We start from the raw sequence: 21,863 nt of genomic DNA on the forward strand, positions 1-21,863 counted from the left end.
TCCCGTCCAACTGCTTCACATGAGAGTGCAACGGGAACTCGAAGCCTGCAGAAAAATACCTGGAGTCACAATCGAGGGAACGGTGGACTACGGGAAGACGGAATTTCCCATATGCCTCGACGTTTACGTTACAGGCGCCACGGGAATGATGATTATCGATGGAAAAGCAAGAGAGATAGACAGTCATAGGTTTGCGGTGGAGATAGGAAGGGATTATCCATACCAGAAACCCGGCGTTTTCTGGCAGACACCGATATTTCATCCGAACATCTGTCCGCCTGAGGACGGTGGAATGGTCTGCACGAAATTGCTTAACGAGTGGAGGGGCGAGAGAACGTTATATTCGCTCATCAACGCGGTGCTGTATCTCGTAGAACATCCCAACGGAAGAGAGCCGCTGGGGGCGGATGCATGCATGAACGCGGCGAGATATCTTCTGGAGCGGTCCGGCGATGCGGGTAAAGATAGTCAGCAGCATTGAAAGGAAAATCGAAAGCCACCGCATTCCTGAAAATATAACGTGGAGCAGCTGTGGAAACCCGTCGAAAGGAGCTGTCTTCATTAATGCGAGAGCAATTATTCAAGTCAGAAAGCGCGCTTCAGAAGCGTTTTCAGAACTTAAGGAGACCATGGGATTGCTCCTGGGCCACCCTTTTTACGACTCGGGCGAATTGAAACTAGAAGTCAGCGAGTCGGTAGCGTTGCCGGTTAATGCGAATGCACATCATGTTGCCGTGGACAAACAGGCCTTGGAATTTAACTGGAACGAAACAGCGGGAGGGAATCTCATTGTTGGGTGGTATCACTCACACACGGGCCAGGGAAATTTCCTTTCTGAAACTGACAGAAGAACGCACGAACTCTGGTTCAATCAACCGCATGCTGTCGCAATGCTGATAGAGGCATCCGAAAACACGATAGGCATATATTCAAGACGCGGTGGAGCGCTGACAGCTGTAGATTACAACGTGTTCGAAACGTAGAAGCAGGACAAATGTGCGAGTGGAGGCATATGGATATGGGGATGTCAGGCCACCTTTTCCCTGTCTTCCTTCGTGACCACTCTGGAAAGCATCCTCTCGAATATCACCTTCATGTAAATCGCATCGTGTTCGAGCAGAGGGGATGAAGAGATTATAGTCATCTCTGGATTCTCTTCGACGATGAGTTCTGCAAGAGGCTCAAACCGGAGATCACCGCGTTTTATTGGGGTCAATCTCAATTCGTTTCCTCCATAATGTTCAACGCCGGAAAATGAAGTGTACAGCAACCCTTCTGATGCCTTCCTGACCCGTGAAATGACGGTTCTGAAATCGTCAGGCTCGCGCAATATAGCCCCTTCCTTGGAGTGCAGATGAGCGAAATTGATGACAGGGATTGTTCCCTTGACTCTCTTAACGGTATCTAGTATTTCGTCGAGGCTTCCAAATATCTCCTGACGCCCGCTGGTTTCAAGTCCGATGGGGGGCGAAAGCTTGTTCTCCTTCCACCAGTCCCTCACTTCCCTGATGTTCCTGACGATTGCCTCTCCGCCTGCCTTTTTGCCTTTGCTTCCGTAAAAACCAAGCTGAGTGCTCACCACGACGCCGTCGAGAGCATCGCATATGAGACATGCCCATTTTAGATTGTTTTTACTTCGTTCGACCATTTCCGTTCTGCCTGAAAAATCCGCATAGTACGTAGAGTGCACGGACAGCTGAACATCATGGTCTTTGGCATAATCCGCCATCTCATACAGTTCGGAATATGAATGGCAGAGGCCGCTTTCGAGTATCAGCAACGTGTCTCCGGACCGTATCTTTTCATCTGGAGCATTTATTCTCTCGACTGTCTTTCCGTCCCTTCTCTGAATCTCGACGATGAGATCTGTCTGCAGCTCCGAGGGTGACTTTCCCACTTCCTCATCGTCAGGGGTTCTTGGAGATGTGCTCGAGCGTATAAGCTGAACTTCCATTGCCGTCAGGCCGAGCGAGTGAACATCCTCGATGCCGTAAAACAGGGTTCTGCCTTTGCATGACAGAGGTATGCCTGAAGGACCGTAGCGTATCATTTATTTCCTCCAAAATATTAAATAATCAACTCAATACAGCACGTCATATATATTGTGTACGGGAATCTGCACGACACTCCGTCATTGCCGATCGTCCTGAAAAATCTATGCCGAAAATTGCCATAATTCCTGAAAATTGCATTCAACGGAAGTATCAAAAGCATACTCTTACAATAACTTTTGGTCATATGTCATGTTCCTATGCCTACCTCAGACTGACCATATGCAGGCAAAACCGCACCTGTTCCGATTCCAACCTGGCAGTCCTATTTTTTCAAGTACACTCGCCTGGAGCAGTCCCGCCTTGAAGTCCCCAGGCATTGAACGAGTAACGGTGCCGGCGCACAAGCGGGCTAGACACAAAATGGTACCTCTGTTGAAAATTGTCAGTGTGTGGCGGTTCAGCACCCGAACTATTTCCTGTAGAAGCGCAGCCGGTAATAGGTGAGTAGATATTGTGTTATTTATGACGATCACACTGACCCAAGGGCGAATCGATCAGTGTGTTCGGCGAAGTTTTCATGCGAAACAGCGCCGTTACAGGGGAGTGAAAAGTTTATAAACGGTATGTTATTAGCTCAATCTCCGACTGGATGCTGAAGCAAATGGGAGCCCATAAAAGGAATTCTGGCAGGAAGACCAATCTGGAGCTGGTGAAGCTGGTTGAGAACCTTTACACGATCTCGGCCAAAGAGAAGTCACCAGTCTGGAGAGACGTGGCAATGAGACTCGAAAAGCCTATTGGCAACAGGGCAGTAATTAACCTGTCCAGACTTGACAGATACACAAAGGAGGGGGACGTTATTGTGGTTCCCGGCAAAATCCTGGGAATGGGGAGAATGTCGAAGAAGATAACAGTCTCTGCATACATGCTGTCATCATCCGCAGTGGCTAAACTTGAAAAAGCCGGATGCAAACTGTATGATCTGCAGAGTCTCGCCAGGGATAACCCCAAAGGCTCTGGTATAAAGCTGATGGCGTGAGGTTGTAATTATGGCCATAATCGATGCAGAAGGTGCAATTTTGGGCAGGCTTTCCAGCCAGATTGCCAAGAGATTGCTGAATGGAGAGGAAATCACCGTAGTGAATGCTGACAAGATCCTTCTTTCAGGTTCCAGGGAAAGGAGTTTTCAGGAGTATTTTGAGGCCTATCAGAGAGGGAAGGCAATTAAGGGTCCCTATTACCCGCGAATGCCGGACAGAATAATCAGGAGAACAGTACGCGGGATGCTGCCTATAAAGACTGCAAGGGGAAAGAGCGCGTTGATGAGGCTGCAGGTCTTCAACGGCAAGCCAGGAAGCATTGGGCAGGATAAGATTGAGACACAACCGGCGCCAGAAAAAGGAAAGAGATATACAGAACTCGGTGAGATATCCAAACTCCTCGGCGCGAAGGTGAGACGATGATTGAGAGTTCAATAAGTGTCGGCAAAAGGAAGTCGGCTGTCGCAAAAGCGACTATCAGAAAGGGTGCTGGAAAAATCAGGGTCAACAGTGTTCCTCTGGAAATTCATGATCCGGAAATCGCTCGAAGAAAGATGCAGGAACCCGTGCTTCTGGCAGGAGAGAAAGCAGGCGGGTTTGATATAGACGTGGATGTGAGCGGTGGCGGCATCATGGGCCAGGCTGAAGCTGCAAGAACGGCAATAGCGAAAAGCATCGTATCGTTTCTGAAGGACGAGCAGCTTGAACAGGTCTTCAGGCAATATGACAGATCGCTGCTCATCAGTGATCCGAGGAGAAAGATACCCAAGAACCCTGCCGGAAGGGGAGCAAGGAAGAGGAAGCAGAAGTCATACAGGTGATTTGATTGATAATACCAATAAGATGCTTTACCTGCGGAAAGGTGCTTGGGAGCTCATATGAGATATACCTCAAGAGGATAAAGATGGGTGAAACACCCCGGGAAGTGCTTGATTCTATGGGTTTGTCCAGGTACTGTTGCCGGAGGATGATAATTTCACATGCAGATTTGATTGACGAGGTACTCCCCTTCCACTAGCGAAGGGTTGGTTCGCGCCACCGGGGGTCCGTGGGGTAGCTTGGTATCCTTCCAGCTTGGGGTGCTGGTGACCCCAGTTCAAATCTGGGCGGACCCATTATCTTTACGCAATTGGGCAAAAAAAATTATTTAAACTGACTCCAGCTCGGCTCCATCTCACCCGCCGCATTGACGCTCTCTTTATTGAGCTGGCACAAATAACGGTTTTGAAGCAATCTCGTTAAATGTCTTAAACTGCCGTAATACTACGGCGTAACGATCGCCATGGACACAATTCCGGTCAAATTAACCCACCGGCTAATCAGCGAAATGGACGAACGGATAACGGAGGAGTGCGGACTGGGCGCCAGGGAATCCACTGCGATAGCACTTGCCAAACAGGAAGGGGTCAGTCTTGTATTCACCGATGATTTGGAAGCCAATGAAGTGGCCCGAAATTATGGACTGGAACCGCATGGCACGCTGGCGATTGTAACACGCACATGCAGAGAGCATTCAAATGCACCGAAGTTCTCAGCGTATACGGGCATTCCTTTACAGCTCATCGGCCGAATACCTCCATCAATACAGCCTCATCTGTCATTTTGGGTGCCTCTATTGAAAACTCCACTATGGCAATGGCGGAGAAATTAAGCCTAATGTGTCCATTGAGAAGGCGGGAACAGAAAGGAAGCTCATGTACAGTATGTAGAAATCGTTTGGCAAGAAAGGAAGGGAAGGGGATGTCGCTGTTTGACTTGCCAGAAATGGCAAGACTGATAGAGCCGAATTCAGAAACAGCAGTGATCCGTACAATCATACATAGTAGGCTGGCGGGGGGGGGACCCCAGTAAAACCCGCCGTTCCAGTATGTTACTCCGGTGCCAAACAGCCTGTATCCAATCGACCCATAGTAATGAAATGCGAAATGACTATCCGGTTGTGCTATAGGAGGTGGTATCGTCCCTGGAATGAATGGTACGCAGAATATTACACATGCAACTGTCACTATCAGCACGCCTGCCAAGATTACCATTCTTCTCTTACCGATTCTATTCCACCGCAGGGATTAATGAACGTTGCACAGTTTAGTTTTATTGCAGAAACTCAACTCTGAGGAAGAAAAAATCGAAGTCCCGCTGAACCGTTGACTCCACGAGAAAACGGTCATCTTTTATTATTCGTGACTGTTTCCCACATATGTTACTCGTTCTCGTTATCAGGTGATTCAGAATCATCAGGCACAACGATTTCCTCATCACTCATCCTTCTCAGATATTTTGCCGGGACTTCCTTCGTAATGAAGACAGTTTTACCTGCCCTTTGAATAGGGACGTTTTCCTTAACCATCATGGAGGCTTCGATTTCAATTATTGTTGGTTTGTCTGTCCTCACCCTTCCGGCATTATAGGCATCCGCAGATGTCTTGGACAGGTGCACCATCCTTCGGTCTGCGGGTTTAAGACCGTTCTCAAGCAATATAGGCGCTTCCTCTTCTGTCGCAGGATAGTATAACAATTCGGGTATGTTGTCCGTCGGCAGATCGAGTTCGACCTCAAAGGAATGGCCGTACGTCGCCCTCATTTTTCCGTTACTCAACTGGTATCTTCCTTTAGGATCTGTCTCCACGATGGCGACTATATGATGCATTCTGAGCCAGTGGAGTCTCGGCTGCCGCTCGATCATCGCAGATATAAACGCTCTCACATCGACCCAGCCTTTCTCATCCATGTCAAGATCGAAGCGTTTGGGGAAGTGTCTCAGGACGCCGGCCATGCTTCTTCCTATGTGTTCAACTTCTCTGTCGCTCATGAGGAATTTACCCTCTGCCTCGCATACCGGGCACTTTTCGCCTCTGAAGTATCCGTGCTCCTGACATTCCCTCAGCATTTGTACCGGCGCTTACTATACCGAGGTGGCTTAAGTCAGTTTTGCTAAGTGAAGTGCGTGAACATTGTGCCGAGGGGTTCTTGACGGCCCTCCTGTTTTGACCCGACTTTGAGATAGAAGTGCGGATTCATTAGCAAATCGCTGCCTATCCCGGTAGCATCTATCGGTGGAAGCAACCGGCTGCTGCAGGGACAATCTCCAGGCCTCATGGCATAGCCACGTCACGGCATTAATGCGACAAGCGTAGATAACATGCCTTCGCCGGAGCTGCAGGGATGCCGGACAAAGTAACAGAACTTATACGCGTTAGCCACTACACCATTATGTGTTCATCAGTGCGGACAAGTTGCTAACCGTTGAAAAGGCAGAGAAGATGCATGCGATATCCTTCGACTGGGATGAGTATGCACCTCGCTTCCTGACTTACTCATTTGGTAGCAGCAGGCTTCAGGAGATTGAGCTGGATGTCATTTCATTCACAGTATCGGACGAACAGTACTGTATAGGAAGTTTCAGGTCTGACGGTTATCGGCCCTGTCCGTTCAGAAGACAGGTAATCAACTTTGCCCAGTGTGAATTCTGCAGCAGAAGCATCATACCCATACAGAAATGTCTCTTTGATCCGATATGCGATGGCGAGCTGTGTGACTGGGAACTGTGCAGGAGAGAACACATGGTTTACATCGCATTCTATGGCAGCAAGACCAAGGTCGGCATGACGAGCAGCAGCAGACTCAGGGAGCGATTGATTGAGCAGGGGGCAGACGCGTATTTCACTGTGGGAACCTTCCGTTCAAGGAAGGCTGCAAGGGAAATGGAGAAAAAAATCAGTTCGGGCCTATCAATAGCCCAGATGCACAGATCCGCTGATCTCATGCAGGAACTCCAGTACGGCCCCGATTACGCAGACATCGACAGATTGTACAGCAGCATCGCTGCCGGGATAAGAGAGCATTTTGGCTTGTCCCCATCTGACATGGTGACACTGAAGGATTATCCCATCAGGCAACCACTGGAGTCGAAACCGACGTACAGCAAACTGGTAGGTGTTCACGAAGGAGAAGTGATAGGAGTCAAGGGAAGAATGCTGCTCTATAGAAACGATGGCATCAGGGCACTGAATATGGCCGCATTGCCTTCGCGAGTCATAACACGCATTTGAAAATGCGCGTTTATTGAAAGGCTGGAGTGCCTGCCTCGTTAAATTCGGATAAGAATTAAACTCACCCAAATAATGAATAGGATGCTTGACATTGCATGGGTATTTATTTCAGCTCACCGTTATTGGCGTGAGGTGTTGAAACAGATGGCCGGCAAAATCTCGATCTATACCGACGACGACCTTGCCCAGATTATTGCCAGGGAGGATACGGTAAATGCCGTCGTTTCAGAAGTCGAGGAGTTCATGCGTGACAAGCGCAAGGGACTGGTAGTTTCACCGCCCCGTTTCACATGCGAAACCAACGAGGGAAAGCTCGTCGTGACCGCCGGGGCGAGCGAGAGAAAAAGGGAGATTGGACTGAGGGTTTATTCGACGTACGGACAGCTTACTCTTGAGCAGCAGGTGACCGTCATATACAACATGAACGGAGAAATCAGGGGGATGTTTGTAGGTGAGGACATTGGGAGACTGCGTACAGCTGCAATTAATGCTGTCGCGGTAAAACACCTCTCCAGGCATGATTCGAAAACACTCGGAGTCATCGGGAGCGGCAAGCAGGCCAGATCTGTTGTGCCTGCAATTGCAAGGATGCGGGAGCTGGAAAAAATTGTTGTCTACAGCCAGCATACATCGCATGCAAAAGCATACACTGACAAGATGAAAAGTGAGCTCAAGGAGCTTGGACTCGACATATCTATATCAGAGGATGCGAGCGGTCTTGTCGCACACTCTGACATCGTGCTGACTGCGACGACTTCCCAGGTTCCGGTTGTGATGAACGACTGGTTGAGACCGGGACAGCATGTGTCCAGCATGGGTCAGAAATTCAGAGAATCGCATGAAATAGATCCGGAGATTGTCAAAACCGCCAGCACGGTTTCATCAGATTCTGTACAGCAGCTGAAGAGTTACGGTTCGCTTTTGTTTGTTGATGAAGCGACAAGAGAGAAGATCACGGATTTGTCTGAACTCATAGACCACGGCGGAAGGAATGACGAGGACATCTCGCTATTCCTTTCTGTGGGTCTGGCGGGAACCGAAGTTGTGGTTGGCGGGCGCATCATTTCCATGATGGAAAAAGAGGGGATGCCCGCAAGCGAAGGAACACTGATGCATCTTAACAAATAATGGTGGGAACTCCAGTTGGCACAGCGCACTTCTGACGCAATTGACATTGGATTCACTAGCAGGCTTAAGAGTGTTTTGCAATCGGGCAGATTTGCTGTCACATGCGAACTCGGACCTCCCCAGGGATCAACAGTTGAACCGCTAGTTCACAAGGCGGAGATTGTGAAAGGATTTGTGGATGCCGCAAATCTCACCGATTGCACAGGCGCAATGGTTAGACTGTCTAGCTTTGCTTCCTCCCTCGCTGTAATGAGGGTAGGACTGGAGCCGGTCATGCAGATGACGCTCAGGGACAGGAACAGGATAGGCCTGCAGAGCGACCTGCTGGGTGCATCTGCGCTCGGAGTGCGGAACATCCTGTGCCTTTACGGAGATCTTCCTGCAGTTGGAAACGAGAAGGAAGCCAAACCGGTTTACGACCTTAACACTGAGACACTAATTTCAATGATACGAAAGATGAGAGACGAATCGGCACTCCTTGGTGGAGGAAAAATATCGGTACCGCCTGATTTTTTCATCGGTGCTGCCGCTTCGCCGGTGCGCGAAGACAGTGAGCAGAGGATCGAAAAGATAAGGAAAAAAGTCGATGCGGGAGCGCAATTCATTCAGACGCAACCAATATTCGATCTGGAGCTGTTCGGCGAATTTATGGACGACGTGAATTCAAGCGGTATTGGCGGTAAGTGCCACGTCATTGCCGGAATAATGCCGCTGCGATCGCTGAAAATGGCGAGACACCTTCGAGAGCAGATGCACGGCATCGCCGTGACGGACGACATTTTGACGAGAATGGAAAAGGCGGATTCGCAGGAGCAGGAGGGTATCAGAATCTCACTGGAGGCAATAGACGAATTGAAACGGATTCGCGGACTAGCTGGCATACACATTATGACCGTATCGTGGGAACAGTCGATACCAAAAATTGTGGAAGAGGCGGGCCTGACGCCCAGACCCGTCTTCCAGTGAGGGCGTTATCGCTTTCTCTTCTTCGCCGGGGGGACGGACGGAACGAACCATACGTCGCGGACGAGGTACTCGGGCTTCCTGGCGAACCTGGCTTCGACAGGCATACCGACATAAATGTCCTCCCGGACACAGTCCTTCAGCCTTGTCATGAACAGACTGTTAACACCGGCGAATTCAATCAGAGCTAGATTATATGGCGTTTCCTTCAGGAATGCCTCGCTCCCGAATTCGCATGTCGTCCATGAGTGGACTTTTCCTTTTCGCGGCAGCACCTTCCAGCGTGTCTCCTCACCGCAAAACATGCAGTGGCTCCTCGGTGTTGCAAATACGTAATCACACCGGGCACATCTCGAACCGAATAACTTGCCGTCGGCGAGGCCGAGGAAGAATCTGGAATCGTTCGCGTAACTGTGTATGTAGTTCACAGAATAGGGGAAGTTTATGACCAGCTGATCTCCGTATTCCTTTTCGATGTAGATTGCCGCACCCTTCCTGTTTATCTCAGACATGACATCGCGGTACTTCGTGAATTTCCTGAGCTTCCTGTTGTTCGCAGTTGAAGCCATTTATCTCACCGCCTCCAGTATTGAGACAGTAACTGCGCTTCCCGTGCCTGCGTGTGAATGTATCGCTCCGCGTCTGGGCTTCCTGATCTGCAGCGTGGGGTCAGCGAAGTGTTTTGCAACAGTCCCCTGAAGCTGCCACAACGCGAATACGGCCTGCATGAGCCCGGTGGCGCCTACAGGATGACCGCATGCAATCAGACCGCCCGAAGGGTTGACTGGCATTTTTCCGGCGCCCGGAACAGGCAAGCCGTAATCAATGCCTTCCAGGAATGGTTTGCCGCTCTCTATGAAGTCATACCCTTCGCCGTATCTGCAGAGCCCCATGTCCTCATATGTCTGAACTTCTGATGATGCATATGCATCATGAAGCTCGATGAAATCTATCTCCTTCATCGGATTCTCGATACCGGCAGACTCGTACGCTTCAATGGAAGCCGCGCGGCCCGCCCTGAAAGAGTGAGCGCCCGGATAGGCAAGCCCTGCGTAATCCTCCTTCTTTTCATGTTTCATAAGCGGAACTTCGCCAAAGGGCCGGTCTGCGAGACGCATCGTGTCAGTTCCGCAGCCCACGCCGCTTATCAGAACCGGATTGTCGGTAAGGCGGAATGCCTCATCCTCGCTGGCGAGTATTGCAACAGCAGCACCGTCACTCATGGTGCATATCATTTCCCTGGTGAGCGGGTAGGATATCATCTCGGACGACATGACGTCTTTGATGGTCAGCCTTTTAGGATATTGTGCGTAAGGATTGTGCAGCGCATTTATGTGATTCTTCACCGAAACCATTGAGAGTATTCTCGCAGCCTCCTTGAAAGCAAGCCGCTGAGCCTCTCTTTCATCCCTGATGTTCGCGAACTTACTTTTCCTCAGATACTCATATATGTGCCTCGTAACCATCAGCGCGTAGTAACCGCTGTAGAAACCGCCATTCGGATAATCATAATTTGTGTCCGATGCAAGGGCTATGAATTCATTTCCTTTCCATGTCTGAACCCTGGACATCGTCTCGAAACCGGCAACCAGACATATGTCCATCCTTCCGGAGGCGACTGCCTCGAAGCCGGACTGAAAAACCTCTCCACCTGTGGCTCCGCCCCATTCAATACGCATGCTGCCCCTGGGATTCAATCCCAGGTAGTCCTGAACCATGCTTGCTGCCTTCAGTTGTCTTGTAAAGTGATCCGAGAAATAGGATATCCTTGAACCGTCGATATCATCTTTCTCAAGAGAAGGCAGGTCCTTCATTGCGTAGTCATATGCCTTCTTCACCATATAGCGAAAATCCATTTCCGGATGCGCCTTCTTAAACTTCGTGACGCCGCCTGAAACAAGATAAACCCGCCTGCCAAACCGTTTCCTTTTCCCTGCTCCGGTGTCTTCATGGCTCGTAATTTCAATCACCTGAAACAGAATAGAACAATCGTAATTAAATCAGTCGGAAGAATGATTAGCACGCAGCCTGGCGCCTGCTACTAGACCCTGACAATTTGGCGACCTTATCGGGTTGCTACTGCAAATATGCCAATAAGCCCGCAGGGCAAGCCGGTCCGGCACATCAGGTCAATGAATTCAGCACTTCCCTCGCAATTATCAGTTTCCTTATCTCTGTGGTTCCTGCTCCGATTTCGAGAAGTTTGGCATCGCGCATCAGTCGCTCGACATTGAATTCCCGCATGTATCCATTACCGCCCATGATCTGAATAGCATCAAGTGCACTTCTCGTGGATGCTGCCGCCGCATACATGATTGCAGCAGCCGCCTCCCTGTTCCTTCCCCTGCCCTTCTGCAGCATATCCAGTGCCCTGTATATCAGCAGCCTGCTGGCCTCCAGATCCACCCACATAGTGGCAATCTTCTCCTGAATCATTTCGAATTCAGAAATAGGTGTGCCGAACTGCTTTCTTTTCATTGCATATCTGGCTGCCAGCTCCAGCACTTCTGCCTGAATGCCGAGTGAGATACCGGCGAGCGTGGCTCTCTCGACATTCAGGCCTGACATAACGATGGATACTCCGCCGTTTTCCCTGCCCACGAGATTAATCGCGGGAACAGAGCAGTCGTCGAAATAAATCTCACCGGTAGGCGAGCCGCGCATACCCATTTTGTCGAACTTTTTCCCCTTTCTGAAACCTGAATAAGAGGCTTCCACAACGAAGGCACTTATCCCTTTGGTCTTCAAATCCGGCCTAGTCTTTGCATAGACCAGACAGATGTCCGCCACCGGAGCGTTTGTTATGAACGTCTTGGAACCGCTGAGAATGTATGCGTCACCGCTTCTTCTGGCAGCGGTCCTCATTGCAAGAGCATCAGATCCGGATTCTGGCTCAGTCAGCCCGAGACATCCGATAAGTTTGCCTGTTGCCAGCCTTGGCACATAAGCCTCCCTCTGTTCCCTGCTTCCGTTGCGGTATAAATTATCTAGGCAGAGATTCGAATGAGCGCCTACGGACAGTGCAAAAGCAGGAGAGACACGAGCGAGTTCCTCAAGACACACAGTCTGAGAAATATAATCGAGGCCCGCACCTTCATATTCGGTAGGCACAGTAATGCCAAGCATCCCCAGGCCGCCCAGTTTTCTGAACATGTCTTCGGGAAAGTAATCATCTCTGTCCATACGTTCTGCGACGGATGCGAGATCACCTCTGGCAAACTTCTTCACGGTGCTCCTGACCATCTCGTGCTCTTCGCTGAGCTCAAAATTCATGAGTATACCGGATGAGAATCGCTTTACCGATAAAAATAGTTGGACCGCGCAATAATGGAAGCAGCCTGTCGTTTCAGCCGGAAGAGCGGGTATGAGAATTGTCGATTAAGGCGGCGAAATTGCTTGAACCAGCTATCGGCAGGATCGTGAACAGAGCTTTGTTCAGCGTTCGTTTACTCATCGCAGCGCAAATGGAAAGGGCACCAGACTTGACACAATGAGTGACAGCAAAAAGACGAACATATATGCGATGGAGAAACGGAAGCTGCCGAGAAAAAATCGTTTATCCTCGGACCTTGTGCCTTTTACAGAACGGAATATGAGCCATCCGTTAGCGAGGCTCATCACAAGCAGAAAAACGATGGAGAGGCGCGAAACAAAATACAGGAGATATGTGACGGCAATTGTCACGAGATTGTACAGGAGCGCAGATTGCGCAATGCTGCGTGTATCCTTGACTGTGGATAAGGCTGGAATGCCTGCGGACCTGTACTCATCCCGGTAATAAATTGAAAGCGGCCAGAAATGACCGGGCTGCCAAAAGAAGACGACGGCAAAAATTAGGGCGGGAATAAGCCAGTCAGTCTGGGTGTAAACAGACCATCCGCCGAGAGCTGGTATCGCACCGGACAGACCGCCCCAGAGAACAGAACCAGGTGTCCTCCTTTTGAGATAAACGGTATAAAGACCGATATACAATATAGAGCCCAAGCCTATGATCAATGCTGTGAGGGGATTTATCAGAATGAATGAAAGAGAGACGGACAGGGCGAGCGTGGACAGACCAAAGATCAAAGCCGACGATGGTTTCAATCTTCCTGATGGAACAGCGCGTCCGGCAGTCCGTGACATAACGACATCTATATCCCTGTCAAAGTAAGAATTGATAGCCGCCGAGCCGCCCAGACCCAGATAACCCAACGCAACAAGCTTGATGACAGAAAGCACAGGAACGGACATCCGACCGGCAACGACGAGGCTCGCCACGGCCACAAACAGTTCGGCAGTTATGAGACGCGGCTTTGTCAGCTCAATGAAATCGGAAATATGAGACGTAAGATTTGCTAAATGGCATTAATATAAAAAGTATGAGTCTGGCCCTTCATCTGTCGCAGAGTGGAGACCAATGCACTGAGGATGGAAAAGCGACAGTGAAATGACTCCGGTGTCGTCTCAGGTCATTCTCTCGGAGCGCCTGAGACAGCTTCTGGAACCGTATGCACCTCGGGAATATCAGCAGCACCATCATCGGATGACTGTATTGCCGGCAGCCTGAATTCATCGTTTTCCTGTGGGAAGAAGAGATTATCATACAGATACAGTGCGTAGCTGAATATGAGAAACTCAATGCCTGTGCCTATCCCCCAGTATGTGCTTGCCTGGCCCGTGGTCGGAACCAGAAGCATGAATCCGAATATAATGAAGGCAAGAACCATGAGGGCCGAGATGAGAAGAATCGGTGATTTTTTAATTCTGACGTCATCCGCCTCAGGTTCATTGCCAATCGTGTCGGTAGATGTTCCGCGGGCGATCTTCCTGCCGAACAATATGAACGCCAGGCCGATGGGAATTACTATACCAAGACCATAGACTGTTGGCGTGCTCAGGAAACTCGACAACGTGCCAATAAAGACAAGACCTGCGACGGCCAGCAAAGCTGCAGTTTTCGGAGTTAACCGTAAATTTCCCTTTGCCCTGTTCACGAATTTCGGTATCAGATAAATGCTCAGGAAGGCAATTACCAGCGGTGGAAGCATAATACCGACCTGGTAGGTGAGAGGTTCGGCCTTCCCGTTTGTTGTATATGCCCAGACGCCTAACTGGACAAGGTAGGTAATGAGCAGTATGACTACACCTATCCAGAAGGATCTCCTTCGATCTATGGCTTCATCTGTAGACCATGAATGCGCCACACCATTTGTGCTTCTGCCGAACAGTGCTAACGAAAGACAAAGAGGAATCAGTATCCCTGCTCCATAAATTACCGGCGAACTCATGAGACTCGGGATAGTGCCTACGAATGTCAGTCCTGCTGCAATCAGCAGTGCAGACGTCTTTGGGCTCAGTTCAAACTCGCCTCTTCTCCGGTTATGGAATCGTGGCAGCAGATAAACGAACAGGAATGTCATAACCAGCGGTGGAAGCATGAAACCCACCTGCAATGCGAATGGCTCTGGCACACCGGGGGCTGTGTAGCCCCAGATGGTAAGCTGGACAAGGTAGGTAATGAGCAGTATGCCTATGCCTATCCACAAAGATCTCCTTTGCGGCTCGGTTTCGTCTGATCTGTCAAGCCACGGCAAAGCAAGCAGATAGAGCGCGGGAATCATTGCTGCCAGTGTGGATGCAACCAGCGGATTGTATGCGCCTCCTGTAGGGGTGTTGAAATCAAGTGCTTTGTAGAGGAAAAGGAAGAACCACGGCGGATACGGAGGCACTGTGAGTGCGAGGGGACTCGTTGGTGATGGAGCCGGGGCAGGCTGCAGTATGAATGGAATGCCGTTTATATTTGCCAGCACGTTTGGAACTATAAGGATGAGACCCCAAATCATGAGGGTCAGTGATAGCATGTAGACGAAGTTACGGGGCCACCATGGATTGAAATTTTTCCATTCGTCCTTTGAATATACCGCAGGAGCTTTGTCTCTGACCTTCTTGGATGGCATCACACCATACTGTTCAAAGAGAAGGAAGTGGATGACGAAAAACGCGCCAATCATGGAGGTAAGTATGATGTGCCAGGCAAGAAGCCTTGTATACATGTCCAGAGGCAGACCATTGCCGAACACTATAACCTGAAGCGTACTTCCGCCAGGCAAATAGGAGAGAATACCATTGGCTACGCCATCCGCATCCACACCAAGTATGTCAGCCGGCAGGGAGTAACCAGTGAACGCTGTTGCGAGGGTTAGCGCGAATAGTACGAGGCCAACTACCCACAGAAATTGGCGAGGCTTCTTGTAGGCGCCGTCAAAATAATTTCTGAAAAGATGAAGGTATATCAGAAAAATCATGAAATATGCACCATACAGGTGACTGAACAATATAGGCGCGCCGAACGGGATTTTCTGAACCAGAAAAATGGTCTGGTTGTAAGGATCCGAGGGATAATAGGTCAAAAGCAGGAACAGGCCGGAAAACACCTCAAACGAAAGTGCGGCAGCCACAAGGGCACCAAGCCAGTATTTAATGCGAAACATATAGTTGGGCGTTTTGAAGAGAGGCTGTTCATTGATGTCGATTATATCAGTGAGCGAAAATTTCGGCACGTATTTCGAAATCATACCTGAAAGCTTATCAAACACTTTCATTCAATCACTTTATTCATCACGGGAACGGATTTATTTTTGCGGTAACTACAGTAGAACTGCCGGTTACCGGTGTACCGCCTTCCAGAGTGCTCGTATGGCCGTAAACAGGAACTCCCACCTCACCAACTGCATAAAGTTGATCTGTGGTAGAATCCCATTCCAATACAACCGAAGGCAGTGGCCTTTCAGTAGGTCCAGTCAGCACAGCTGCGCCACGGTAAGGATCGTATGTGGAGCCATGACAGTCGCAGTGTATGACAGCCGGGATACCTGCACTGTTAGCTGCTGTAATCGCTTCAGGCGGAAGGAGTGCAGGGGGTGGCATGCCGGTTTTCATTTCGTCCGGAGGGTACAAATGAATTTCCGGAGGAGAGCAACCGAGATGCTGACATATTGCGCTGTATGACACAATCGATTTGTGCGGCCCGACTCCTCCAGCAAACTTATATTTGCTTCCGTCAAGCGGAACCGTGACTTCTGCTGCTGGAACCGCGACAGGGTTGTTTTGCTGGTCACCGAGATTGAGTACGAAATTGATTTCGTTCTGAAGCGGGTATTCATACAGCGTTATAATTGGATTGTTGACCGGAAATGCGGAAGCCTTTACGGCGGAGCCGGTCGAGTCCACAAGGAGCATCTTTGTGTAAGACTTCGCACCCACGATCGGTACCTCCAGACCGCGGATTGCGCCGAGAGCGCTCGCCACTGCAGCTGCACCTATTCCAAATATCATCCCTTTGATGAATTTACGCCGGCTGTCATCGATACGACCAACGTTTGAATCCAGGTACTTGAAAAGATAATCTTCACCATTCTTGACGAAAAGTTCGTCGTTGAATCTAGTTCGAGGATTCTTCATTGCGCCTGAGGTCTTGGACAGGTAATAGTAATCCTCAATGCTCATAACCTTTAATGCGACCGTTCAAAACACCCTTGCTCTTTCGTTTGGCGTTATTTGCCAATTGATATTTAATTTTGCGGTATTTGAGCGAGCGGAAAAAGACCCGCGCACCATTAGAATTCGTGAATGCAGGATGTCATGAAGGCAAGAAGTGCATAATCCTGCGCCACAGGAGAATGAGGAGACCAAGAAGTATTGCGTCAATTATGTTGTCAAAGTAACGATAACTGGAAACCCATATTTCCAGAGACGCTACAGAAAAATAACTCCTGAGGGCAATCACGGCCAGAACGTCAAGCGGCGCAAGGCACATTAGTACAGTGAAGATTATAACGATTAAGGAAAAAAATTTAACCGGAACAAAGTCTCTGTGCAGCATGCCGGCCCTGATTGAATCGTAGATGTACAGAGAGTTCCTGACAACCATCAGACTGATTATTACTGAGAAAAAAGTGTCTCCCGCCAGGAATACAAGACCGATATGACCCGTTGGAAACCATTCGACGCCGGACTCGTATAAATTAAGTAAGCTGCCAGTCCGCAGGAAAAAGTAAGGATTGGGAGTATTTGTCGCTGCGAGAAAAGGATAGACGCTCGTGCGGTAATAGAATATCATGTCATTGGCAGCCGCATAAATGAGCCAGTAAGAAATACCAAATACGGCAATCGCAGATATACGGATCACTCGGGCGGTCACGAGTCTGTTACGAGTGGCTGCTTTGAGCGAGCTGGCGCCCTTCGAGTCACCTATGCTTCCCTCATTATGATCCAACTTATCCGTTTCAGATTCCATTGACACTGCCATCCATGCTCAATATATGGAAATATGAATGTGGTTGGCAAGACTGATTAGAAGGTTATTAAACACCATCGATTATTTTTACTGCAGTACAACAAACACATCTATCCACATACACAACCATCACTCATCCAAACGCCTCGAAGAGCATCAGACGGCAGAAAGTGCACTTGTAGGGCCGATCCACATTAACACCAGTGTCGGGTGATCCCTCCGAAAGTTTATTAATCGGATTCTTTTTCTCTCACGCGTTAAACAGAGGCGACCCAATCCATGCGGAATTCCAGAACAGGATGTTATACAATGATGGCTGTTGGAGTAATCGGAATGTCTGTTTCGCTGGTTGCGGCGAACCTGATTACTGCAGTGGCATCAGCCATTCTCGCCCTGGTAGGCGTCTTCTCCCTTGGTAATTGAGCAGACAGTAACAAATCTGCCGCTCGCCGATCCACCGCTCAGCCAGCTTTTTCGGTCGTGAATCTCGCGGAAGTTGGCGATGTGAATGTTAAAAAAATACATTCACACAATAGATTAAGGAAATTAGTTCAGATTGTTTCCCTGACGGCCGCATCGGCATAGATTCCGATGAAGCCTCCAAGATATGTGAGATAATGGGCCTGTGTAAAGATTGTGCTTGATACGGCAAGTGTGTCCTGGACTGTGTAGTACGTTCCCGATCGCGTACCATGGGATGATTGGATTGTTTTCGTGCTGCTGACTGTCGTATGAGCAGAAGCAACGAGCGCCGTATAGTTGGATTTCGTCACATTGAATGTTCCCCACATTCCTTTGGCGAAGTCGTTAGAAACTTCAGAAATGTACTTGTAATTACCCACTCTAGTCACGTTGAAATAAATCTGAATAGTCGTGTTCTTTGGCGTACCCGCAGTAGGATTCGGACTTGATGCGTTCTTGAAAACAGGAGTGTAATTTGGGGAAGTGGTGTTCGTTATGTTTCCCGGAACAAGTATCCAGGAATGGTTTGAAGCAGATGTTGACGGTATCGTCAGTGTGAGCCAGACCATTGTATTGTTCGGAGCCGTCATGGCAGGACCTGGCGTGGTCCCGTTGAACGTCTGAGTGGCGTTGGCACCCGCCACAAGACTGAAATGCTCCTTAGGTACAGTGGTCGTAGTGTTGCCTGAAGTGACATTGAACCAGCCCCACATGCCGGATTCGAAGTGACCGGGGAATTCGCAGATGTACTTGTAACTGCCTGCTTTGTTGGCAAAGAACACAATCTGATCGGAACTGCCGACCGGTGAGCCAGCGGTAGGATTGGGACTTGTTGCATTAGGGAAGACAGGTGTAAAATCGGGAGTTGGCACGGGCGAAACGTTACCAGGAACAAGTACCCACGAATGTGGATATCCTGCGCTCGAATCAACATGGAATGTAACCCAGACACGGGTGTTTACAGGAACAGTAAGTGTAGGACCCGGACTCGTGCCATTGAACGTAAAACTACCGTTTGGACCGGCATCGATGGTGAAGTGAACATACGGTGCAGGTGGAGGTTTGAATGCCGGTGGCGGAGGAGTGGTCAGTGTATGAACATCTGCAAATATGAACGCCACACCTATGACAAAAACAATGATACCGGCCATAAGCATATTCTGACGGCGTCTGATTTCAGGTGTAAATTTCCTGTTGCCTGTTGCGCTGGACCTGGCAGAAGAAGCCCGTGGAGGCGGAGTTTCGTCGTGCTCGCCGGCGGTACTCGGAGTCTGACTCTTCGGACTCTCCGGTGTCTCTTTTCCGCGCAACGCGGTGTTCAGTCGTTCGAAGAGCTGAGTTGCTTCATTCTCTGAAAGCAATACAGATTCTCTATCGCCCATCTTGACTTCGAAAACATCTTTGCGAGATACGTCGACACGTTTTCCGTCGGGTTTTGTCATTCTATCTGCCCGGCTATTATGCTTTTTCTCTATAAACTTTTCACCATAGCGTGTTTTGATAAAGCATGCAAGACAGATCTAGCTCGATGAGATTTCAACACCAGATTAGTCATCATCGTGGGCGCATTTATGCTGATGTTGCCGTTTCCGATTTACTTAACAATGATGACTCCATTCATCCAGCCCGCTGCAAGCATTGCTCCTGCATCCCCGTACGGTCCGCTGCCGCACAATGCTTCACATTGCCAGTGATAAACACCTGGGCTGAGAACAAATGTGGCATATTCGGTAGAAGAGGGCAGCACAGGAATATTCAAGACAGTCTTACCGTTTTTGAACACTGAAAAAGTGTGCGCCACATTGTCCTTCGGGAATGAGCTCAATGTCATTCCGCCATTCACAGCAATACCGGCGCTTGAGGAACCGGTAGTTGAGTTGACGTTTGTATCGTTTACAACAAAAACATCATTGCCATTTGTTCCTGTGACGTTTGCGAATTGAGAAGGCACAACAGCAGCACCGCCGTCGTAATTCACGATGGTGATGTCGATTGGAACGTTGGCTGGCAGACTTATGTTAGCCGATGAGTAGAGCTTTCCGTCGTGCACAACAAAGTACGCCGGCTGCGATCCGATAGTATTGTTATACCAGTTCTGCGTAGTGATTACTAGATTCAAATCATAAACACCATTGCCGGCTCCCGATGCACCGGCAAGGGGGCCGTATGAGAATAGAAAACCAGCAAAAATACCTGCGCCAAATACTATCACAACTATGAGTGCCAATGCCTTATCGAAATTGCCGAATATTTTCATGATTGACGATTTACGGGTTCAACAATAAATACATTGTAACTCACATATAAGGCGAATATGCAATGAACGACCTGCCAGAGAGCGTGATGCAGACCGATCACCACATCTGCGACAGTCTTGTCGAAGCATTCTGTGTAGCATGCGCAGCCGTATCATAATGAGTATCAGTCACTCTGAGTATCGAAATACCACGTATTCGAAATGTCTATAAGCTGCGGCAGGTATAGAGCATCACTCGAGGTGATGGTGCTGATAGGAAACATGTGGGACTGGGCCATAGTAATAATCGTAGCACTCATTTTATTCGGCGGTGCTAACAAGATACCGGATATGTTCAGGTCATTCGGTAAGGCAGCCGGTGAGTTCAAGCGTGGACAAATGGAAATACAGAAAGAGCTCGAGAAAGAAGTTCAGGTTACAGCTGAAAAGAAGTGACATCCTTCGCACGCTGCATGCGGTGACTTCCTGCGGAAGAATCCGTGACTGTTCGCGCTTCCGCGTGAGCAGCCCGGGACCTCAGAGTCCCGTCTGATCGTACGTTCACTACACAAGCTCGGATTCAGATGTGTCCCGCCATGCTGCCATTGCAAAGAGTTAGGCCCTGTGTTTTGTTTGTCTTTCGCTTTCGTCCTGCCGTTAAAACTGGAGTCTTCCTACTCGCTTTTATAAAGGAGTTCCCAGCACTCATTCATTTTTGCCAATAGAGGCACTCAGATTTTCCCTTGTGATTCGACAGTTTCAACTTGTGAGGTCGCATTTTTCCTCGCCACACGCCGTGATGCGAGGGCACCTGCCGCATACAGTCCGGAGAGTGTGAGCCCGATTATAGTCTCAATCAGACCGCCAGTAACTCCGGGAGAAATGAGCAGGGCAATGATAAATGATGCAAGTATGCCCATTCTCCAATTCTCCTTCCAAACCTCCGGCCCGACAAAATTGAATTTCGTCAGAGTAACCATAACTATCGGCAGCTCGAATGCCAAACCAAACGAGAATAGGAAGCCGACGATGAGGGCCACGAGCGATTTAAAACTGATGGTTGCCTGGATGCCCAGCGAAATCATGTACAGTTTCACCACTACCAGGATTACCGGTATGATCACAAAATAAGCGAAAGCTGCCCCTGAAATGAATAGAAGAAAAGCAGGAATGATCACCAACTTGAGCTGGTTCTTCTCGTGACCATACAGCGCAGGGGAGATAAACTTCCACATTTCGGTCAAAATTACAGGCATAGAGATTGCCACACTGAACAGAAGCGATACCTGCATGGAAGAGAGTATTGGGTCGAAGACATTGACATTCAGTACCACGACGCCTTTCGGCACCTCATGAGTTATGAAGTACCGCAGTGCGAGAGTGGAAAAACTGTTCAGAAATGACGGCACGACGATCGGTATCCTTGTAATGGTGAAAGCACCAAACAAAGGGAGAGCTATGTGCGTAGGCGACACAGACACAGATGAAGGACCGAAAAACATGAAAAAAGCGGTGAAAAGCAGAATGGTGAATAAAATGCGCCTTAGACGCGAAGCAAGTTCCTGCAGATGATCCAGAAGCGGCGTCAGGGGACTGGGCTCTTTTGCTGCACCTTCATTCATGCCGTGACGGCTAAGCAAGGCGGTCAACTATAAAGATATTCAAGGAGTGTGAGGAGTTGGCAATGTCAGAAGCCGGTTAACCAGACTTGCC

The 21,863-nt window shown here is 49.2% G+C and carries 24 protein-coding genes and 1 tRNA gene; 12 read left to right on the forward strand and 13 right to left on the reverse strand.

Going from position 1 to position 21,863, the window contains the following annotated elements:
• Positions 1–19: 19 nt before the first annotated feature.
• Positions 20–481 (forward strand): hypothetical protein, encoded by a 462-nt coding sequence (locus tag KIS30_03450; GenBank protein MBX8645800.1) that lies wholly within the window; start codon positions 20–22, stop codon positions 479–481.
• Positions 453–983, forward strand: coding sequence for a Mov34/MPN/PAD-1 family protein (locus KIS30_03455; protein ID MBX8645801.1), 531 nt, complete (start codon positions 453–455; stop codon positions 981–983). The genes KIS30_03450 and KIS30_03455 overlap by 29 nt, the downstream gene beginning before the upstream one ends.
• Positions 984–1,027: 44 nt before the next feature.
• On the opposite strand, the gene KIS30_03460 is transcribed toward KIS30_03455, so the two are convergent.
• The gene (locus KIS30_03460; GenBank protein MBX8645802.1) at positions 1,028–2,050 is read right to left on the reverse strand and encodes an AP endonuclease; all 1,023 of its coding nucleotides are present in this window, start codon (positions 2,048–2,050) and stop codon (positions 1,028–1,030) included.
• Between the two features lie 605 nt (positions 2,051–2,655).
• Between KIS30_03460 and KIS30_03465 the strand changes: the two genes are divergently transcribed.
• The 5 genes from KIS30_03465 to KIS30_03485 all read left to right on the forward strand — a co-directional run bounded on the left by KIS30_03465 (position 2,656) and on the right by KIS30_03485 (position 4,149).
• Positions 2,656–3,033: a 50S ribosomal protein L18e gene (locus KIS30_03465; protein ID MBX8645803.1), complete on the forward strand. Its 378-nt coding sequence runs from the start codon at positions 2,656–2,658 to the stop codon at positions 3,031–3,033.
• A 10-nt stretch (positions 3,034–3,043) separates the two neighbouring features.
• Positions 3,044–3,457 (forward strand): 50S ribosomal protein L13, encoded by a 414-nt coding sequence (rplM, locus tag KIS30_03470; GenBank protein ID MBX8645804.1) that lies wholly within the window; start codon positions 3,044–3,046, stop codon positions 3,455–3,457.
• Positions 3,457–3,855, forward strand: coding sequence for a 30S ribosomal protein S9 (locus KIS30_03475; GenBank protein ID MBX8645805.1), 399 nt, complete (start codon positions 3,457–3,459; stop codon positions 3,853–3,855). The genes rplM and KIS30_03475 overlap by 1 nt, the downstream gene beginning before the upstream one ends.
• A gap of 5 nt (positions 3,856–3,860) precedes the next feature.
• Positions 3,861–4,052 (forward strand): DNA-directed RNA polymerase subunit N, encoded by a 192-nt coding sequence (locus tag KIS30_03480; protein ID MBX8645806.1) that lies wholly within the window; start codon positions 3,861–3,863, stop codon positions 4,050–4,052.
• Between the two features lie 24 nt (positions 4,053–4,076).
• A tRNA-Pro gene (locus KIS30_03485) sits at positions 4,077–4,149 on the forward strand.
• 444 nt (positions 4,150–4,593) lie between these two features.
• On the opposite strand, the gene KIS30_03490 is transcribed toward KIS30_03485, so the two are convergent.
• Both KIS30_03490 and KIS30_03495 read right to left on the reverse strand, forming a co-directional pair.
• Positions 4,594–5,067, reverse strand: coding sequence for a hypothetical protein (locus KIS30_03490; GenBank protein MBX8645807.1), 474 nt, complete (start codon positions 5,065–5,067; stop codon positions 4,594–4,596).
• A 167-nt stretch (positions 5,068–5,234) separates the two neighbouring features.
• Positions 5,235–5,921, reverse strand: coding sequence for an RNA 2'-phosphotransferase (locus KIS30_03495; GenBank protein ID MBX8645808.1), 687 nt, complete (start codon positions 5,919–5,921; stop codon positions 5,235–5,237).
• Positions 5,922–6,246: 325 nt separating this feature from the next.
• On the opposite strand from KIS30_03495, the gene KIS30_03500 reads away from it, so the two are divergent.
• The 3 genes from KIS30_03500 to KIS30_03510 all read left to right on the forward strand — a co-directional run bounded on the left by KIS30_03500 (position 6,247) and on the right by KIS30_03510 (position 9,177).
• Entirely contained in the window at positions 6,247–7,083 is an 837-nt protein-coding gene (locus KIS30_03500) for a DUF2797 domain-containing protein (protein MBX8645809.1), read from the forward strand.
• A gap of 144 nt (positions 7,084–7,227) precedes the next feature.
• The gene (locus KIS30_03505; GenBank protein ID MBX8645810.1) at positions 7,228–8,211 is read left to right on the forward strand and encodes a hypothetical protein; all 984 of its coding nucleotides are present in this window, start codon (positions 7,228–7,230) and stop codon (positions 8,209–8,211) included.
• 15 nt (positions 8,212–8,226) lie between these two features.
• Complete coding sequence (locus tag KIS30_03510) at positions 8,227–9,177, forward strand: methylenetetrahydrofolate reductase (GenBank protein ID MBX8645811.1); 951 nt, start codon at positions 8,227–8,229, stop codon at positions 9,175–9,177.
• A gap of 5 nt (positions 9,178–9,182) precedes the next feature.
• Here the strand turns inward: KIS30_03510 and KIS30_03515 are convergent, their stop codons facing one another.
• The 7 genes from KIS30_03515 to KIS30_03545 all read right to left on the reverse strand — a co-directional run bounded on the left by KIS30_03515 (position 9,183) and on the right by KIS30_03545 (position 17,431).
• A complete protein-coding gene (locus KIS30_03515; protein MBX8645812.1) occupies positions 9,183–9,686 on the reverse strand; it encodes a Zn-ribbon domain-containing OB-fold protein in 504 nt (167 codons plus the stop codon).
• Between the two features lie 57 nt (positions 9,687–9,743).
• Positions 9,744–11,030 (reverse strand): thiolase domain-containing protein, encoded by a 1,287-nt coding sequence (locus tag KIS30_03520; GenBank protein ID MBX8645813.1) that lies wholly within the window; start codon positions 11,028–11,030, stop codon positions 9,744–9,746.
• A 268-nt stretch (positions 11,031–11,298) separates the two neighbouring features.
• Positions 11,299–12,447, reverse strand: coding sequence for an acyl-CoA dehydrogenase family protein (locus KIS30_03525; protein ID MBX8645814.1), 1,149 nt, complete (start codon positions 12,445–12,447; stop codon positions 11,299–11,301).
• A gap of 177 nt (positions 12,448–12,624) precedes the next feature.
• Positions 12,625–13,494: a heme o synthase gene (gene cyoE, locus KIS30_03530; GenBank protein ID MBX8645815.1), complete on the reverse strand. Its 870-nt coding sequence runs from the start codon at positions 13,492–13,494 to the stop codon at positions 12,625–12,627.
• A gap of 131 nt (positions 13,495–13,625) precedes the next feature.
• Positions 13,626–15,758 carry a cytochrome bc complex cytochrome b subunit gene (locus KIS30_03535; protein ID MBX8645816.1) on the reverse strand — a complete coding sequence of 711 codons (2,133 nt, stop codon included), beginning with the start codon at positions 15,756–15,758 and terminating at the stop codon, positions 13,626–13,628.
• 16 nt (positions 15,759–15,774) lie between these two features.
• A complete protein-coding gene (locus KIS30_03540) occupies positions 15,775–16,617 on the reverse strand; it encodes a Rieske 2Fe-2S domain-containing protein (protein MBX8645817.1) in 843 nt (280 codons plus the stop codon).
• Between the two features lie 178 nt (positions 16,618–16,795).
• Positions 16,796–17,431 (reverse strand): hypothetical protein, encoded by a 636-nt coding sequence (locus KIS30_03545; protein ID MBX8645818.1) that lies wholly within the window; start codon positions 17,429–17,431, stop codon positions 16,796–16,798.
• 300 nt (positions 17,432–17,731) lie between these two features.
• On the opposite strand from KIS30_03545, the gene KIS30_03550 reads away from it, so the two are divergent.
• Complete coding sequence (locus tag KIS30_03550; GenBank protein ID MBX8645819.1) at positions 17,732–17,875, forward strand: hypothetical protein; 144 nt, start codon at positions 17,732–17,734, stop codon at positions 17,873–17,875.
• 128 nt (positions 17,876–18,003) lie between these two features.
• On the opposite strand, the gene KIS30_03555 is transcribed toward KIS30_03550, so the two are convergent.
• Complete coding sequence (locus KIS30_03555) at positions 18,004–19,356, reverse strand: hypothetical protein (protein MBX8645820.1); 1,353 nt, start codon at positions 19,354–19,356, stop codon at positions 18,004–18,006.
• 152 nt (positions 19,357–19,508) lie between these two features.
• Positions 19,509–20,171 (reverse strand): hypothetical protein, encoded by a 663-nt coding sequence (locus KIS30_03560; protein MBX8645821.1) that lies wholly within the window; start codon positions 20,169–20,171, stop codon positions 19,509–19,511.
• A 243-nt stretch (positions 20,172–20,414) separates the two neighbouring features.
• Between KIS30_03560 and tatA the strand changes: the two genes are divergently transcribed.
• Positions 20,415–20,606 (forward strand): twin-arginine translocase TatA/TatE family subunit, encoded by a 192-nt coding sequence (gene tatA / locus KIS30_03565; GenBank protein MBX8645822.1) that lies wholly within the window; start codon positions 20,415–20,417, stop codon positions 20,604–20,606.
• Between the two features lie 275 nt (positions 20,607–20,881).
• Here tatA and KIS30_03570 read toward each other — a convergent pair whose 3' ends face one another.
• Positions 20,882–21,772, reverse strand: coding sequence for a twin-arginine translocase subunit TatC (locus tag KIS30_03570; protein MBX8645823.1), 891 nt, complete (start codon positions 21,770–21,772; stop codon positions 20,882–20,884).
• Positions 21,773–21,863: the final 91 nt, after the last annotated feature.

Origin of the sequence: Candidatus Sysuiplasma acidicola (assembly GCA_019721035.1) — an archaeon.
Classification (GTDB): domain Archaea; phylum Thermoplasmatota; class Thermoplasmata; order Sysuiplasmatales; family Sysuiplasmataceae; genus Sysuiplasma; species Sysuiplasma acidicola.